Source organism: Achromobacter sp. ACM05 (assembly GCF_019218915.1).
GTDB classification, from domain to species: domain Bacteria; phylum Pseudomonadota; class Gammaproteobacteria; order Burkholderiales; family Burkholderiaceae_B; genus Achromobacter; species Achromobacter animicus.
In genome coordinates this window covers 1,534,382-1,549,433 of sequence record NZ_JAHUWQ010000002.1, presented here as the reverse complement: position 1 = coordinate 1,549,433, position 15,052 = coordinate 1,534,382, and the positions used below count along the sequence as shown (strand labels likewise).

At 66.6% G+C, this 15,052-nt stretch carries 11 protein-coding genes; 6 read left to right on the top strand and 5 right to left on the bottom strand.

Going from position 1 to position 15,052, the window contains the following annotated elements; all coding sequences use genetic code 11:
- Window positions 1–49 precede the first annotated feature (49 nt).
- From KW836_RS18035 to greB, 3 genes are all read left to right on the top strand, one after another.
- Window positions 50–982, top strand: a complete 933-nt coding sequence (locus KW836_RS18035) for an alpha/beta fold hydrolase (RefSeq protein ID WP_218344319.1) — start codon at window positions 50–52, stop codon at window positions 980–982.
- A gap of 69 nt (window positions 983–1,051) precedes the next feature.
- On the top strand, window positions 1,052–1,897 hold the full coding sequence (locus tag KW836_RS18030) for a 3',5'-nucleoside bisphosphate phosphatase (RefSeq protein WP_175121140.1): 846 nt from the start codon (window positions 1,052–1,054) through the stop codon (window positions 1,895–1,897).
- A gap of 67 nt (window positions 1,898–1,964) precedes the next feature.
- The gene (gene greB, locus KW836_RS18025; RefSeq protein WP_056319052.1) at window positions 1,965–2,516 is read left to right on the top strand and encodes a transcription elongation factor GreB; all 552 of its coding nucleotides are present in this window, start codon (window positions 1,965–1,967) and stop codon (window positions 2,514–2,516) included.
- A 152-nt stretch (window positions 2,517–2,668) separates the two neighbouring features.
- Here greB and KW836_RS18020 read toward each other — a convergent pair whose 3' ends face one another.
- The 3 genes from KW836_RS18020 to KW836_RS18010 form a co-directional block, all read right to left on the bottom strand.
- A complete protein-coding gene (locus KW836_RS18020) occupies window positions 2,669–3,697 on the bottom strand; it encodes a DctP family TRAP transporter solute-binding subunit (protein WP_218344222.1) in 1,029 nt (342 codons plus the stop codon).
- A gap of 85 nt (window positions 3,698–3,782) precedes the next feature.
- Entirely contained in the window at window positions 3,783–5,081 is a 1,299-nt protein-coding gene (locus KW836_RS18015; RefSeq protein ID WP_056562218.1) for a TRAP transporter large permease, read from the bottom strand.
- Entirely contained in the window at window positions 5,078–5,620 is a 543-nt protein-coding gene (locus KW836_RS18010; protein WP_218344221.1) for a TRAP transporter small permease, read from the bottom strand. Before KW836_RS18010 ends, KW836_RS18015 begins: the two co-directional genes overlap by 4 nt.
- Before the next feature lie 358 nt (window positions 5,621–5,978).
- Here KW836_RS18010 and purL point away from each other — a divergent pair, with 358 nt between their 5' ends.
- Window positions 5,979–10,028: a phosphoribosylformylglycinamidine synthase gene (purL, locus tag KW836_RS18005; RefSeq protein ID WP_175136178.1), complete on the top strand. Its 4,050-nt coding sequence runs from the start codon at window positions 5,979–5,981 to the stop codon at window positions 10,026–10,028.
- Between the two features lie 247 nt (window positions 10,029–10,275).
- The gene (locus tag KW836_RS18000; RefSeq protein ID WP_175121145.1) at window positions 10,276–11,907 is read left to right on the top strand and encodes a methyl-accepting chemotaxis protein; all 1,632 of its coding nucleotides are present in this window, start codon (window positions 10,276–10,278) and stop codon (window positions 11,905–11,907) included.
- A gap of 100 nt (window positions 11,908–12,007) precedes the next feature.
- Here KW836_RS18000 and KW836_RS17995 read toward each other — a convergent pair whose 3' ends face one another.
- Together KW836_RS17995 and KW836_RS17990 are read right to left on the bottom strand one after the other, a co-directional pair.
- Window positions 12,008–12,991, bottom strand: coding sequence for a tripartite tricarboxylate transporter substrate binding protein (locus KW836_RS17995; RefSeq protein WP_175121146.1), 984 nt, complete (start codon window positions 12,989–12,991; stop codon window positions 12,008–12,010).
- Window positions 12,992–13,010: 19 nt separating this feature from the next.
- Window positions 13,011–13,967 (bottom strand): alpha/beta fold hydrolase, encoded by a 957-nt coding sequence (locus KW836_RS17990; RefSeq protein WP_218344220.1) that lies wholly within the window; start codon window positions 13,965–13,967, stop codon window positions 13,011–13,013.
- Between the two features lie 156 nt (window positions 13,968–14,123).
- Between KW836_RS17990 and KW836_RS17985 the strand changes: the two genes are divergently transcribed.
- Window positions 14,124–15,041 carry a LysR family transcriptional regulator gene (locus KW836_RS17985; protein ID WP_175136180.1) on the top strand — a complete coding sequence of 306 codons (918 nt, stop codon included), beginning with the start codon at window positions 14,124–14,126 and terminating at the stop codon, window positions 15,039–15,041.
- The last annotated feature ends 11 nt before the right edge of the window (window positions 15,042–15,052 follow it).

The following is a 15,052-nucleotide window of genomic DNA, read 5'->3' as shown; positions in this document are numbered from 1 at the left end:
CAAAGTGGCGCAGCCGTGCCGGCGCGCGCCGATCGTGGAGCCTATCGAAGTGGATGCCAGCCTGGAACCCCGTTTGGAATTCGTCACGTGCGCCAGCCCGGCGGGCCTGCACCGCATGGCCTATTGGGAATGGGGCGATCCCGCCAATGACCGCGTGCTGCTCTGCGTGCACGGCCTGACCCGCAGCGGGCGCGACTTTGATGCGCTGGCGCGCCGGCTGGCGGGCGCGTACCGCGTGGTCTGCCCCGACGTGGTCGGCCGCGGCCGGTCGGATTGGCTGGTCAATCCGGCGTTCTACACCGTGCCCCAGTACGTGTCCGACATGGTGACGCTCATCGCGCGCCTTCGCCCGGCCAGCCTGTCGTGGGTCGGCACGTCGATGGGCGGGTTGATCGGCATGGCGTTGTCAGGCGCCGCCGCGTTCGCCAAGGCCATGCTGGCAATGCGCCCGCATGCCGGCATGCTGCCGCCTGACCAGGGGCTGCGCCTGGACAAACTGGTGCTCAACGACGTGGGCCCGCGTCTGGAAAACGGCGCCCTGTCGCGCATCGGCCAGTACGTGGGCGCGCCTGGTGAATTCGCCACCTTCGAAGAGGCCGTGGCGACGATGCGCGCCAATTCGGAAACCTTCGGTCCGCATACCGACGCCCAATGGGCAGAACTGGCCAAATACCTGTACCCGCAGCAGGGCGACAAGTGGGTTAAGCACTACGACCTGGCAATCGCGCAGGCGCTGGCGGCCCAGACGCCCGAAGAACTGGCGGCGGGCGAGCAGATCCTGTGGCGGTCGTATGACGCGCTGGACTGCCCGATCCTGATTGTGCGCGGCGAACTGTCCGACCTGTTGACGCGCGCCACCGTCGAAGAAATGCGCCAGCGCAATCCGCGTGCACAGGCGCTTGAGGTGCCGGGCGTGGGACACGCGCCCACGCTGATCGCGGACGATCAGGTCAATCCAGTGGCGGATTTTCTGCTGTCCTGACCGGACGGGCGGCAATGTGGGGACGGCACCGCGCTAGGCGTGCCGCCGGGCCTTCTCTACAATAGCCGGATGAAATCGCCCACCCTGAACATCGACCTGCATTGCCATTCCACCGTTTCGGACGGCGCGCTCGCGCCCCGGGACGTGGCGCAGCGGGCGTTCGCCAATGGCGTCGATGTCTGGGCACTGACCGATCACGACGAGGTGGGCGGCATCGCCGAAGCTTCCGCTGCAGCAGAAGAGCTGGGCATGCGCTTTGCCACCGGCGTCGAAGTCTCCGTCACGTGGGCCGGCCTGACCGTGCATATCGTCGGCCTGCGCTTTGATCCCACCAACGCGGCGCTGGTCGAAGGCCTGCGCAAGACCCGCTCGGGACGCGCGGCCCGCGCCAAGCGCATCGGCGACCGCCTGGCAGACATGGGCATGCCCGGCGCCTACGAAGGCGCGCTGCCGTTTGCCGGCAACCCCGAACTGATCAGCCGCACGCACTTTGCGCGATACCTGGTGCAAGCCGGTTATTGCCCCGACGTGCAAACCGTTTTCAACAAGCATCTGGGCGACGACTGCCCCGGCCATGTGCCCATGCAATGGGCCACGCTGGCCGACGCCGTGGGCTGGATCCGCGGCGCGGGCGGCCAGGCCGTCATCGCCCACCCGGGCCGCTACAAGTACACGCCCCTGCAGTTTGCCGCGCTGTTCGACGAATTCCTGCAATTGGGTGGCGTGGGCATCGAGGTCAACACGGGCAGCCACACCGTGGAAGAAGCCCGCCAGTACGCCGAGGTGGCGCGCCGCTACGGCTTTTTGGCCTCGCGCGGGTCGGACTTCCACAGTCCCAAGGAAAGCCGGATGGACCTGGGCCAACTGCCGCCGCTGCCATCCGACCTGAAGCCGGTCTGGCACGACTGGTTCTGACGCGGGCGGCCTGCGCCGCTCATTCCGAAAGCTTCGACAGTGATCGCGCCATCGCGATGCAACCGCCATGAATAAAGCCTTTGTTAAAGAGTCCGACCACGAGGACGACGACGATCTGCCGCAGGCCCAAGCGTTGCCGGCCGGCACCAAGAACTACATGACGCCCGAGGGTTACGAGCGCCTGCGTGGCGAACTGACCCAGCTTATGAACGTGGAACGTCCGGCCGTCGTGCAGGTGGTGTCGTGGGCCGCGTCCAACGGCGACCGCTCGGAAAACGGCGACTACCTTTACGGCAAGAAGCGCCTGCGCGAGATCGACCGCCGCATGCGGTTCCTGACCAAGCGGCTGGATATTGCCGAAGTCGTGGACCCCAAGGCCCAACCCAACCGCGACCAGGCGTTCTTTGGCGCCACGGTCGTCTACGTGGACAAGGCCGGCGAGGAACACACCGTCACCATCGTCGGCGTGGACGAGGCCGAACCCCTGGCCGGCAAGATCAGCTGGATCTCGCCGGTGGCGCGCGCGCTGATCAAGGCGCGGGAAGGCGACACGGTGGTGCTGCGCACGCCGGCCGGCATCGATGAGCTGGATATTCTGGAAGTCAGCTATCCGGAATAGGGAAGTCAGACGCCCAAAAAGATAACGGGCGCCGGTTGTGGCCGGCGCCCGTTTGGTGGGCGGGATTCTAGCGTCCCTGCCTCGGTTGGCGGCTTGCGCCGCCGGTTCCCCTGGGGCTTGCTGCGAAACTTTCGCGGTTTGCTTCTTGCCGTTTACTTCTTGCGTTCTGCGATCGACTTTTCGGCCTTGTTGACCAGGTCCTCGCCGATCTGCTTCTTCCACTTTTCATAGACCGGCTTGGTGGCCTTCACGAACGCGTCGTGATCGGCCTGCGACAGCGTCGTCACGGTGACGCCGTGGCCGGCGATTTCCTTGAGCAGCGACGGGTCTTCGGGCGTGACGCCCTTGCGCGCGATCACGATCTGCTGCTTGCCGGCGTCCAGCGCGGCCTGGCGCACGATGTCGCGGTCCTTTTCCGACCAGGAATTCCAGACTTCGCGGTTGACCACGAAGATCAGCGGATCGGCCACGTAGTTCCACAACGTCAGGTACTTCTGACCCACGGTGTAGAGCTTGGAGCCCGTGTAGATCGACAGCGGATTCTCCTGGCCGTCGACCGCGCCGCTGGCCAGCGCGGGTTGCGCGTCCGCCCAGCTCATCTGCGTGGGATTGGCGCCCAGTGCGGTGAACGTGTCGATGTACAGCGGCGACCCGACGACGCGCAGCTTCATGCCCTTCATGTCCTCGGGCCGCTTGATCTCACGCTTGGAGTTGCTGACCTGGCGGTAGCCGTTTTCGCCCCAGGCCAGCGGCACCACGCCGGCCTTTTCGATGAGCTTGAACATGTCCTTGCCCACGTCGCCTTGCACCAGCGCGTCGATGGCGGCGTAGTCGGGCATCAGGAAGGGCAGGGAGAACAGGTTCAGCTGCTTGACCTGCGGCGACCAGTTGATGGTCGAGCCCACGGCCATGTCGATCACGCCCTGGCGGATCGCCGTGAACTCGCGGGTCTGGTCGCCCTGTACCAGCGAGGTGCCGGGGTAGACCTTGATGTTGATGCGGCCTTCGGTGCGCTCGCGCACCAGGTTCGACCAGATCTCGGCGCCCTGGCCCCACGGGAACGTGGTGCCCACGACGATGGAGAGCTTGTACTCGGGCTTGTAGTTCTGCGCATGCACGGGCGCCATGCCCACCACGGCTGCCGCGCACAGCGCGGCGCCGATCAGGTTGCGGAATTTCATGTTGCGTCTCCTCTCTCTGCGAGTCTTTCTGTTGTTGTCATCCATGGCCGGGAACCCTTGCCGGGCCGGCCCCGTCCAGCCTCTCTCAATAACCCAGCTTGCGCGGCAGCCACAGCGCCAGTTCGGGAAACACCAGCACCGCGACCAGCACCATGAACATCGCGCCCAGCAGCCACACCACCCAGCGCACGGTCGATTCCATCGGCACGCGCGCGATGCGGCACGACACCATCAGGTTCACGGCCAGCGGCGGGGTGAACTGGCCCAGCGCCACCTTCAAGGTCAGGATCACGCCAAACCACACCGGATCCCAGCCGTAGGCATTGGCGATCGGCATGAGCAGCGGCACAAAAATCAGAAAGATGGAGATGCCGTCCAGGAACATGCCCACGGTCATCAGCAGCAGGATCAGCAGCGCCAGCACGCCCCATTCGCCCAGGCCGGAATTGACGATGGCATGCGTGATCGGGTCGATCACGCTCAGCGTCGACAGGGCCCACGCAAAGATCCCGGCCAGCGTCACCACCAGCATGATCACGGCGGACAGCTCGGCGGCTTCGCGCAGGATTTTGTAGAGGTCGCGGAACTTGATGGTGCGGTGGATGAAGCCGCCCACGAACAGGCCATAGAACACCGCGACGACGGCGGCCTCGGTCGGCGTGAACCAGCCCATCCGCATGCCGCCCAGGATCAGCACGGGGGCCGCCAGCCCCCAGGACGCTTCGCGCAGGCTCTTCCAGAACGGCGGGCGGGGCAGGTGCGCTTCCAGCGCGCCCATCTTGTACTTGCGGCTCAGCCACACGGCAGGAATAATCAGCGCAAAGCCAGCCAGGATGCCCGGGATCATGCCGGCCGCAAACAGCGCGGGCACCGATGCGCCCGGCACCAGCACGGAATAGATGATGAAGGCCACGGACGGCGGGATCAGGATATCGGTGGCGGCGCCGGCGGCCACCACGGACGCCGAGAACGATCCCGGATAGCCGGCGCGCGACATCGCGGTGATCATCACCGCGCCCACGGCCGCGGCGCAGGCCGGTCCCGAGCCCGAGATGCCGCCCAGAAACATGGCCACCGCAATCGACACCAGCGGCAGCATGCCCGGACCGCGTCCGACGATGGCAATCGCAAAGTCCACCAGCCGCTTGGCCACGCCCGAGCGGTCGAAGATGGAACCCACCAGCACGAACATCGGAATCGCCAGCAGCGGGTACTTCGCCAGCCCGGCATAGAAGTTTTGCGGCACCGTCAGCAGGCCATACCAGGGCGTGTCCAGGTTGGTCAGCACGATCGCCACCGTGCCGCCGATGCCCAGCGCGACCCCGACGGGCACGCCGATGATCATCAGGACGATGAAGACGGTAAAGAGAATGGCGGCGATCATCGCTGGGCTTCCTGGCCCGGCGCGCGCACGAGGCGGCGCAGCGTGCCGAGCGTGCGCAGCGAAATCGCGGCGGCCATCACCGGCAGCCAGATCGAATACCACCAGGTCGGCACGCCGATGGCCGGCGAGGTTTCCTCGTAGATGTATTCGTCGTAAACCAGTTTGACCGACAGCACGGTCAGCAGCACGAAGAATCCCAGCACGCAGCCGTTCGAGATCAGCGCCATGATGCGCTGGCGGCGCGGCGAGCCCGAGTCCGCCAGGATCTCGATGCGAATGTGATGATTGCGCACGAACGCCACACTGCCGCCCGCCATCGTCAGCACGATCAAGAGGAACACGGAAATCTCTTCCGTCCAGGCGAACGACTGATCGGTGAAGTAGCGCACCAGCACATTCAGGAAAGTGATGATGGCCAACGTCGCCAGCAGGATCACGGCCAGCCAGTCCTCGACGGCCAGCGGCACCTTCACGGCGGGATGTGCTTCTACGGGGATGATCGGTTCTACGGGCTCGGCGGGGGCTTCGGGGCGGGACATGTGAGGCAGCGGCCAGCGGGCGCCGAAAGGCGCTTTTCTTGTTGGAAGGGTCGCTGCATCCTACCGTTGCGCTGCCGGGCCAGGTCTTCGTGTTTTCCCGCAATGCGGGGTCGAAGCAACATGCTGCGCCGCATCAACGTGGCGGGGCGGGAACGCCGCTGGGAGGGCAAAGGGCCGCCTTCCGTCCCGTAGCACCGACGATATTGCTTTGCACCATGCCAGTGCGCGGTGTGCGGAATTCTTTTGTAACAATGATCAAATCGGACCGCTGGAACCCGCCGCGAACTTCGGCTCCGGGAAAACCCCTTAAACGGGTAAAATCCCTGCTTTGCACCCCTCTTTATACGGCGCCCGCATCGTGTCCCTAGTTCAGCATCTGCCTGGTTCCTCCGTCCTGTCCTCCTTTCGACGTGATCGCCTTCTGGCGCAATTGAAGGAAGCCGGCCTGCCGGTGGCCGACATATCCGCCCGCTACGAGCACTTCGTCAGCACCGACGCCGCCCTGACGGCCGAACAGCAGCAGCAACTGTCGCAACTGCTCGACTACGGTACGCCCGCCACGGGTGACGCGCCCGCCAAGAGCGTCTCGCTGCTGGTCATCCCGCGCCTCGGCACGATCTCCCCCTGGGCCAGCAAGGCCACCGACATCGCCCACAACTGCGGCCTGTCGTCGGTGCATCGCATTGAACGCGGCGTGCGCTATGTCATTACGCCCGAACGCGGCCTGCTCGGCGCCAAGTCGCTCGACGAAGCCATGCTGGCGCGCGCGGCCGACTGCCTGCACGACCGCATGACCGAAACCGTGGTGGACGCCAGCTTCGACGGCCAAGCGCTGTTCCAGCCGCTGGCCGGCAAGCCCATGCGCACGGTCGACGTCCAGACGCGCGGCGCCGATGCGCTGGTCGAAGCCAACACCACGCTGGGCCTGGCCCTGTCCGACGACGAGATCGAATACCTGGCCAAGTCCTTCACCGATCTGGGCCGCGATCCCACCGATGTCGAGCTGATGATGTTCGCGCAGGCCAACAGCGAACACTGCCGCCACAAGATCTTCAACGCCGAATGGGTCATCGACGGCCAGTCGCAGCCCAACACGCTGTTCGGCATGATCCGCGCCACGCACAAGGCGCAGCCGCAAGGCACCGTCGTCGCCTACTCGGACAACGCCGCCATCATGGAAGGCGGCCCCGCGCAGCGCTTCCAGGCCGGCGTGCCGGGCCTGGCAGGCCAGGGCGCCGACAGTGCCAAGTACATCCGCCGCGACACCACCGTGCACACGCTCATGAAGGTGGAAACGCACAATCACCCGACCGCCATCGCCCCGTTCCCCGGTGCGTCCACCGGCAACGGCGGCGAAATCCGCGACGAAGGCGCCACCGGCCGCGGCTCCAAGCCCAAGGCGGGCCTCACGGGCTTCACCGTGTCGCACCTGCGCTTTGACGACGCGCTGCAACCCTGGGAAGCCGACCACCACGGTCTGCCCGATCGCATCGCTTCGCCGCTGTCCATCATGATCGACGGCCCCATCGGCGGCGCCGCGTTCAACAACGAATTCGGCCGTCCCAACCTGCTGGGTTATTTCCGCTCGTTCGAGCAGACCGCCGGCGGCACGCGCTGGGGCTATCACAAGCCCATCATGATCGCGGGCGGCCTGGGCAGCATCGACGCCGGCCTCACGCACAAGGATGTGATTCCCCCCGGCGCGCTGCTGATCCAATTGGGCGGCCCGGGCTTCCGCATCGGCATGGGCGGCGGCGCCGCCTCCAGCATCAGCATGGGCAGCAACTCGGCTGAACTGGACTTCGACTCGGTCCAGCGCGGCAACCCCGAAATCGAACGTCGCGCGCAAGAGGTCATCGACCGCTGCTGGCAACAGGCCGAAAACAACCCCATCATCGCGATCCACGACGTGGGCGCGGGCGGCCTGTCCAACGCATTCCCCGAACTGGTCAACGACGCCGGCCGCGGCGCCATCTTCGACCTGAAGCGCGTGCCTCTCGAAGAATCGGGCCTGTCGCCCGCCGAAATCTGGAGCAACGAATCGCAGGAACGCTACGTTCTGTCGATCCTGCCGCAAGACCTCGAACGCTTTGACGCCATCGCCCGCCGCGAACGCTGCCCGTACGCGGTGGTGGGCGTGGCCACCGAAGAGCGCCAGCTGCGCGTGGTGGACGGCGAAGGCCTGCCCGGCCTGGACACGATCCGCCCGCAAGGCGACGCCGAAGTGCGCCCCGTGGACGTGCCCATCGACGTCATCCTGGGCAAGCCGCCGCGCATGACGCGCGACGTCACCCGCCTGCCCGGCGTGTCCGAGCCGCTGGATCTGGCCGGCATCGACCTGACCGAAGCCGCCTACCGCGTGCTGCGCCACCCCACCGTGGCCAACAAGTCCTTTCTCATCACCATCGGCGACCGCACCGTTGGCGGTCTGTCCAGCCGCGACCAGATGGTCGGTCCGTGGCAGGTGCCTGTCGCCGACTGCGCCGTCACGCTGGCCGACTACGAAGGCTTCCGCGGCGAAGCCATGTCGATGGGCGAACGCACCCCCATCGCCATGCTGGACGCCCCGGCTTCGGGCCGCATGGCCGTGGCCGAAGCCCTGACCAACCTGGCGGCGGCCGACGTCGCGCGCCTTGAAGACATCAAGCTGTCGGCCAACTGGATGGCCGCCTGCGGCGTGGCCGGGCAAGACGCCGCGCTGTACGACACCGTGTCCGCCGTCAGCGAACTGTGCCAGGCCACGGGCCTGTCTATCCCGGTCGGCAAGGACTCCCTGTCCATGAAGACCTCCTGGGAACAGGACGGCGAGCAGCGCCAGGTCGTGGCGCCCGTGTCGCTGATCATCACGGCGTTCGCACCCGTTGCTGATGTCCGCGCCAGCCTGACCCCGCAACTGCGCACCGACGCCGGCGACAGCGTCCTGATCCTGATCGACTTGGGCCGCGGCCGTCACCGCATGGGCGGCTCGATCCTGGCGCAGACCTACAACCAGGTCGGCCAGACCGTGCCGGACATCGACGCGCCGCAAGACCTGCGCGCCTTCTTCGTCACCATCCGCACGCTGGCCGAAGCCGGCACCATCCTGTCCTATCACGACCGTTCCGATGGCGGCCTGTTCGCCACGCTGGTCGAAATGGCCTTCGCTGGCCGTACCGGCATCTCGGTCAACCTGGACATGCTGACCTTCGATCCGCAGTCGGCCGATTGGGGCGACTACAAGATCCGTCCGGAACAGGTCGCCGTGCAGCGCGACGAACTGACGCTGAAGGCCCTGTTCTCGGAAGAAGCGGGCGCCGTCATCCAGGTGCCGGCTTCGCAGCGCGACGCCGTCATGCAGGTCCTGCGCGGCGCCGGCCTGTCGGCCCACTCGCACGTCATCGGCGGCCTGAACGGCGCCGACGAAGTCGAGTTCTACCGCGACGGCCGCAAGGTCTGGGGCCAGCCGCGCGCCGATCTGGGCCGCGCGTGGTCTGAAGTCTCGCACCGCATCATGGCGCGCCGCGACAACCCCGCGTGCGCCCAGGCTGAACTGGACGTCTGGAACGACACCAAGGATCCGGGCATGAGCCCGACCGTGGCCTTCGACCCGCAAGAGGACGTGGCCGCGCCGTTCATCAATACCGGCAAGCGTCCGCGCGTGGCCATCCTGCGCGAGCAGGGCTGCAACAGCCAGGTCGAAATGGCCTGGGCCTTCGATACCTCGGGCTTCGAGGCCATCGACGTCCACATGACCGACCTTCTGTCCGGTCGCCTGGACCTGGCCCAGATGCAGGGCCTGGTCGCCGTCGGCGGCTTCAGCTACGGCGACGTGCTGGGCGCCGGCGAAGGCTGGGCGCGCACCATCCGCTTCAACAGCAAGCTGTCGGATCAGTTCGCCGCGTACTTCGCGCGTCCCGACACCTTCGCGCTGGGCGTGTGCAACGGCTGCCAGATGATGGCCGCGCTGGCGCCCATGATCCCGGGCGCCGAGCACTGGCCGCGCTTCACGCGCAACCAGTCCGAAAAGTACGAAGCCCGTCTGTCGATGGTGGAAATCGCCAAGTCGCCATCGATCTTCTTTGCCGGCATGGAAGGCGCCCGCGTGCCGGTCGCCGTGGCTCATGGCGAAGGCTTTGCCGACTTCTCGCAGCAGGGCGACGCCAGCCGCGTGCTGGCCGGCGCGCGCTTCATCGACAACTATGGGCAAGCCACCGAAGCCTATCCGTTCAACCCGAACGGCAGCCCGGGCGGCCTGACCTCGGTCACCACGGCCGACGGCCGCTTCACGGTGATGATGCCGCACCCGGAACGCGTGACCCGCAACGTCATGATGTCGTGGGCGCCCGAGAAGTGGGGCAATGCGGACTCGGGCGGTGCGTTCAGCCCGTGGATGCGCATCTTCCGCAACGCGCGCGCCTGGCTGAAGTAAGCGTTTCGGGCTAAGCCCCGAACCCCTGGCCACCGAAACCGCCGCGGCTCGTCCGCGGCGGTTTTGCGTTGACGGCCTTGCTGCGGCGGCGATGATCCCGCTGCCGAAGGGGGGGGCTCTGGCGGCAGGCGCACAAGCCGCCCGCCACGCGGTCCGCTCAACGCATGTAACCCGGTGAAATATTTAACTTTTCATTGCATTGCGCCGTTAAGGGGAAAGCGTTACGCAACCCCCGGAGTGGCTTTCAATGTTCAAGAATTTAAGTATCCGCGCAATCCTGACGACCGCCTTGGCCGTCTTCTTTGCACTCTTTCTGGTGACTGGCATCGCGGTCTACCAGCAACTGACCTCCAACCGCACCTCGATCGAGGTGATGCTGGACACCAACCTGGTCCGCGCCAATTCGCTGGACGACGCGGCGTCGGACCTGCTGCGCGCCCGTGTGGTGCTGCTGGCGGCGCATAGCGCGCTGCTCGAAGGCAAGAGCCTGGACACGACGGCCAGCAACATGCAGCGCATGGACAGCTACGTCACCAAGGCCACCGGTCAGATCGAAGCCGCGCGCAAGCTGCCGGAAACGTCGCCGCAGGGCAAGCCTCTGTTCGAGGCGGCGCTGGCCGCCTACGACGTCTACGTGCGCGAGGCCATCGGCCCGATGATCGCCGCCATTCGCGCCGGCGACGCCAAGGAGGCCGGCCGCATCAATCAGGAAAAGGTCAGCCCGCTGGGCACCAAGTTCACCCAGGCCAACCAGCAATATGTGGACTTCGCCGACGAAGTCGGCCAGCGCGTGGCGCGCGATTCCGCCGCGCGCATCAATACCGCGATCGTCTTCCTGATCTGTCTGCTGGTCGTGGTGGCCGCGCTGGTCGTGGGCCTGTATGTGGTCTTCGGCCGCGCCGTCTTCCGTCCGTTGCATGAAGCCGGGCGCCTGTTCGACCGCATCGCCAGCGGCGACCTGACCAACCGCATCGAGCAGCGCGGCAACAACGAGATCGGCGTCCTGTACGGCGCCGTCAAGCGCATGCAGGACAGCCTGGCGCGCACGGTGTCGGCCGTCCGCCTGGGCGTGGAAGAGATCCACACCGGCTCGCGCGAAATCGCCGCCGGCAACATCGACCTGTCCTCGCGCACCGAGCAGCAGGCCGCGTCGCTGGAAGAAACCGCCGCCAGCATGGACGAACTGTCCTCCACCGTGAAGAACAATGCCGACAGCTCGCGCAGCGCGGCGCAACTGGCGATGGCGGCATCGGAAGTCGCCACGCGCGGCGGCCAGGCGGTCGGCGACGTGGTCGGCACGATGCGCGGCATTGCCGACAGCTCGCATCGCATCTCCGACATCGTCGGCGTGATCGACGGCATTGCCTTCCAGACCAACATCCTGGCGCTGAACGCCGCGGTCGAAGCCGCGCGCGCGGGCGAGCAGGGCAAGGGTTTCGCCGTGGTGGCCAGCGAAGTGCGCGCGCTGGCGCAGCGCAGCGCAGCCGCCGCCAAGGAGATCAAGGGCCTGATCGACGACTCCGTGCAGAAGGTCTCGGTGGGTTCGGACCAGGTGGAGGCCGCCGGCGCCACCATGCAGGAGATCGTGACGTCGGTGCGCCGCGTGGCGGACATCATCAACGAGATCTCCAGTGCGTCCGAGGAGCAGTCGCAGGGCATCGAGCAGGTGAACCAGGCCGTGTCGCAGATGGACAGCGTGACGCAGCAGAACGCGGCGCTGGTCGAAGAGGCCGCGGCCTCGGCGGCATCGCTGGAAACGCAGGCCCAGCGCCTGCGCGACGCGGTTGCGGTGTTCAAGCTGCAATCCGGCCGGGTGATCGACGCTGAAGCTCCCGCGCTGGACAACCGCGGCGCTGAGCCGGCGCTCATCGGCGCCTGATTCCGCCCGCCAAAGTTACGCGCCAATAAAAAGCCGGCCCCGAAGGCCGGCTTGCATGTACCACGCAAGGCCCCGACGCAACGCGCCGGGGCCTTCTGCATTACTGGTCGAGCTGGATCTTGGCGTCGTTGGCGACGTTCTTCCACTTCTTCACGTCGCTGGCGATCACTTGCTGGAAGGCGTCCGACGAACCGGCCACCACGGTGCCGCCCAGGCTGGCCATCTTGGCCTTCACTTCGGGCGTGTTCAGCGCCTTGACCGAGGCGTCGTGCAGCTTGGTCTTCACGGCTTCCGGCAGGTTCTTCGGGGCCAGCAGGCCGTTCCACGCGTTGGCTTCATAGCGCGTCAGGCCGGCTTCCTTGAAGGTCGGCGTGTCGGGCAGTTCCGGCGAACGCACGTCGGCGGCGATGGCGATCGGTCGGATCTGGCCGCTCTTGATGTAGGGCAGCGAGGCCGGCACCGGTTCCCAGATCATCGACACCTGGCCGCTGATCACGTCGGTGAAGGCGGGGCCCGCGCCGCGGTAGGCGATGTGCATCAGGTGCGAACCCGTCATCGACTTCATCAGTTCCATCGCCAGGTTACCCAGGCCGCCCGCGCCGGACGATGCGTACGTGTACTTGTCCGGGTTGGCCTTCGACTGCGCGATCAGCGCGTTCAGGTCGGCGGCGGGGAAGTCCTTGGTGACGCTCAGCACGCCGGGCACGGTGACCAGTTGCGTGATGGCCGTGAAGTCCTGCGACGCATCGTACGTCAGGTTCTTGTAGACGGCGGGGTTCGTGCCGTGGGTGCTGGAGGAGGCCAGCAGGATGGTGTAGCCGTCGGGTGCGGCGTCGGCGACGTAGCGCGTGCCGATCGAACCGCCTGCGCCAGCCTTGTTCTCGACCACCACCGTGACGCCGAGTTCGGTGCCCAGTTGCGCGGCGAAGACGCGGCCGATGATGTCGGCGGTGCCGCCCGGGGCGAACGGCACGATCATGCGGATGGGCTTGCTCGGGTAGTCGGACTGCTGGGCCGAAGCGCCGGCCGCCAGCGTGGCGCCGGTCAGGAGCGCCAGGGCGATGGTGGTTTTCTTCAGGGTCATCTGTATCTCCACGAGAAGGTTAGTCGAGGCTGCGATCGAGCCAATCGACGATCAATCCGGCAATGTGGTCGCTGTTGCGATCCAGCATGCAGAAGTGCGAGTTGCCGGCGATGCCGGCAGCGGGCAGGTCCAGCACGTCGGCGCGTTGTCCGGCCGCGCGCAGGGCGTTCCAATAGGCGTCCGTCTGGGCGCGATAGCGCTGCCAGGTGTCGTCCGCGGTGAAGTGATCGCCCCAGACCAGCAGTTGCGGGGGCAACTGACAGGAGGCCTGGGCCGGGGTGCCGGTGGGTTCGACGGCCACGACGGCGCGCACGGTCGCGGCATATTCCTGCGCCAGCTGCGTGACAAAGCCGCCGCCCTGGCTGTGGCCGACCAGAATGCAAGGGCCCACGAAGTCGAGCAGCGCGCGATAGGCGTCCAGCGCCATGTCGCCGTGCGTCAGCCAGCGCGGGACGAACTGTTTGGAAAAGGTGTCGAACGCCTCGACGGGAAACTGCTGTCCCGGATACGCCTGGCGCGGTTCGCCAGCCGGCGCATAGCCCGAGGCCGGGCCGATGCGGAACAGCCGCCACGCTTCTTCCTTGGATCGGAAGATGGGGGCCGAATCGTAGACTTCAGGAAACATCGCCCACGAGGCGCGGCCGCGTTCCGGCGCGTCGGACACGAAGACGTCGTAGCCGGCCTGCAGCAGGCGCCACAACCAGCCGTCGCGGCCATCCGGCGTGCTTTCCCATTGCGCGCCGGTCATGCCGCCGCCATGCCATAGCAGGACGGGGTAAGGCCGCGTCGGCTGCGCAAGGCGGTACTCCTGGACATACAACTGGCCGACGCTGTAGCCGCCGTTCATGTCGATGAGCCGGGGCGACGCATTGCCGACCACCTTTTGCTGCTGCATCGGCAGTCCGCCGGCCACGACTTCGACGCCGCCCAGGTAATGGCTGCGGATGGACTTGAGCTGGACAGGGATGTCGGACATAGGGTTTTCCAGAAGTGGATGCGGGGATATTAGTTGCAAGGTGTTTCTGTCTTGTGCAAAATGCGCACTCGTTGTGCCGGAAAGGCACAGCCGATGAGCCGCTGGCCAACACGCATCCAGCCCCGGACAGACATGGGGCGGGGCAGGAGAAGACGCATGGACATCAAATGGCTGGAAGACTTCGTCGCGCTGTCGAAGTCGCGCAACCTGTTTCAGGCCGCGGAGTCGCGCAACGTGACGCACCCGGCGTTTGGGCGCCGCATCAAGGCGCTTGAGGATTGGGCGGGTGTGCCGCTGGTCGAACGCGGCCACCAGGTGTCCACGCTGAACGCCGCGGGCCGTAGCGTGCTGGCCGCCGCCATCGACGTGCTGGACATCCTGCACGAGACGCGCGAAGCGCTGCAGAAGCCCGAACAGGAACGCGCCCGCAAGATCACCATCGCATCAGGCAAGACGCTGGCGCACTCGGTGTTGCCGGGGCTGATGGCCGGCGTGCAGCGCAGCCTGCCCGCGTTTCAGTTGAAGGTGATCACCACGACGCTGAATTACGGCGTGGATATGCTGGGGGATGGCGAGGTCGATTTCCTTTTGTGCCATGCCCACGAACCGCTGTACGCCAAGATCGACAATCCCAATTACCGTTGCCGGCGCGTGGGCGCCGACAAGCTGGTGGCCGTGAGCGCGCCCGTGGCGCCCGGCGGCCGTCACCCCCGGTTCGCGGTGCCCAAGCTGGCGTCCGACCCGCCCGTGCCTTTCCTGGCCTACGCCGACAGCATGTCGCTGGGCCGCATCCTGCACGACAAGCTGCGTGGCCTGTGCGAGGTGCCCCTGCTGCAAACCACCTACGAGTCCGACCTGGCCGACGCGCTGCACGCCATGGCGCGCCAGGGTTTCGGCCTGGCCTGGCTGCCGCACACGCTCGTCGAACCCGACCTGCGTGACGGCCGGCTGGTCCGCGCCGACGGCGCCCGCAACGACATCCATATGGAAATCCGCCTGTACCAGTCGGTCGGCAACACCAAGCCCCTGGCCCGCGAGGTGTGGAGCCGCATCGAGGCTTACGCAGCCAAATAACGCCGTTTGCC

Excerpts from the sequence above, each read along its gene's own strand:
- KW836_RS18030 (WP_175121140.1), top strand. The coding sequence starts at position 1,052 with ATGAAATCGCCCACCCTGAACATCGACCTGCATTGCCATTCCACCGTT.
- greB (WP_056319052.1), top strand. The coding sequence starts at position 1,965 with ATGAATAAAGCCTTTGTTAAAGAGTCCGACCACGAGGACGACGACGAT.
- KW836_RS18020 (WP_218344222.1), bottom strand. The coding sequence starts at position 3,697 with ATGAAATTCCGCAACCTGATCGGCGCCGCGCTGTGCGCGGCAGCCGTG.
- KW836_RS18015 (WP_056562218.1), bottom strand. The coding sequence starts at position 5,081 with ATGATCGCCGCCATTCTCTTTACCGTCTTCATCGTCCTGATGATCATC.
- KW836_RS18010 (WP_218344221.1), bottom strand. The coding sequence starts at position 5,620 with ATGTCCCGCCCCGAAGCCCCCGCCGAGCCCGTAGAACCGATCATCCCC.
- KW836_RS18000 (WP_175121145.1), top strand. The coding sequence starts at position 10,276 with ATGTTCAAGAATTTAAGTATCCGCGCAATCCTGACGACCGCCTTGGCC.
- KW836_RS17995 (WP_175121146.1), bottom strand. The coding sequence starts at position 12,991 with ATGACCCTGAAGAAAACCACCATCGCCCTGGCGCTCCTGACCGGCGCC.
- KW836_RS17990 (WP_218344220.1), bottom strand. The coding sequence starts at position 13,967 with ATGTCCGACATCCCTGTCCAGCTCAAGTCCATCCGCAGCCATTACCTG.
- KW836_RS17985 (WP_175136180.1), top strand. The coding sequence starts at position 14,124 with ATGGACATCAAATGGCTGGAAGACTTCGTCGCGCTGTCGAAGTCGCGC.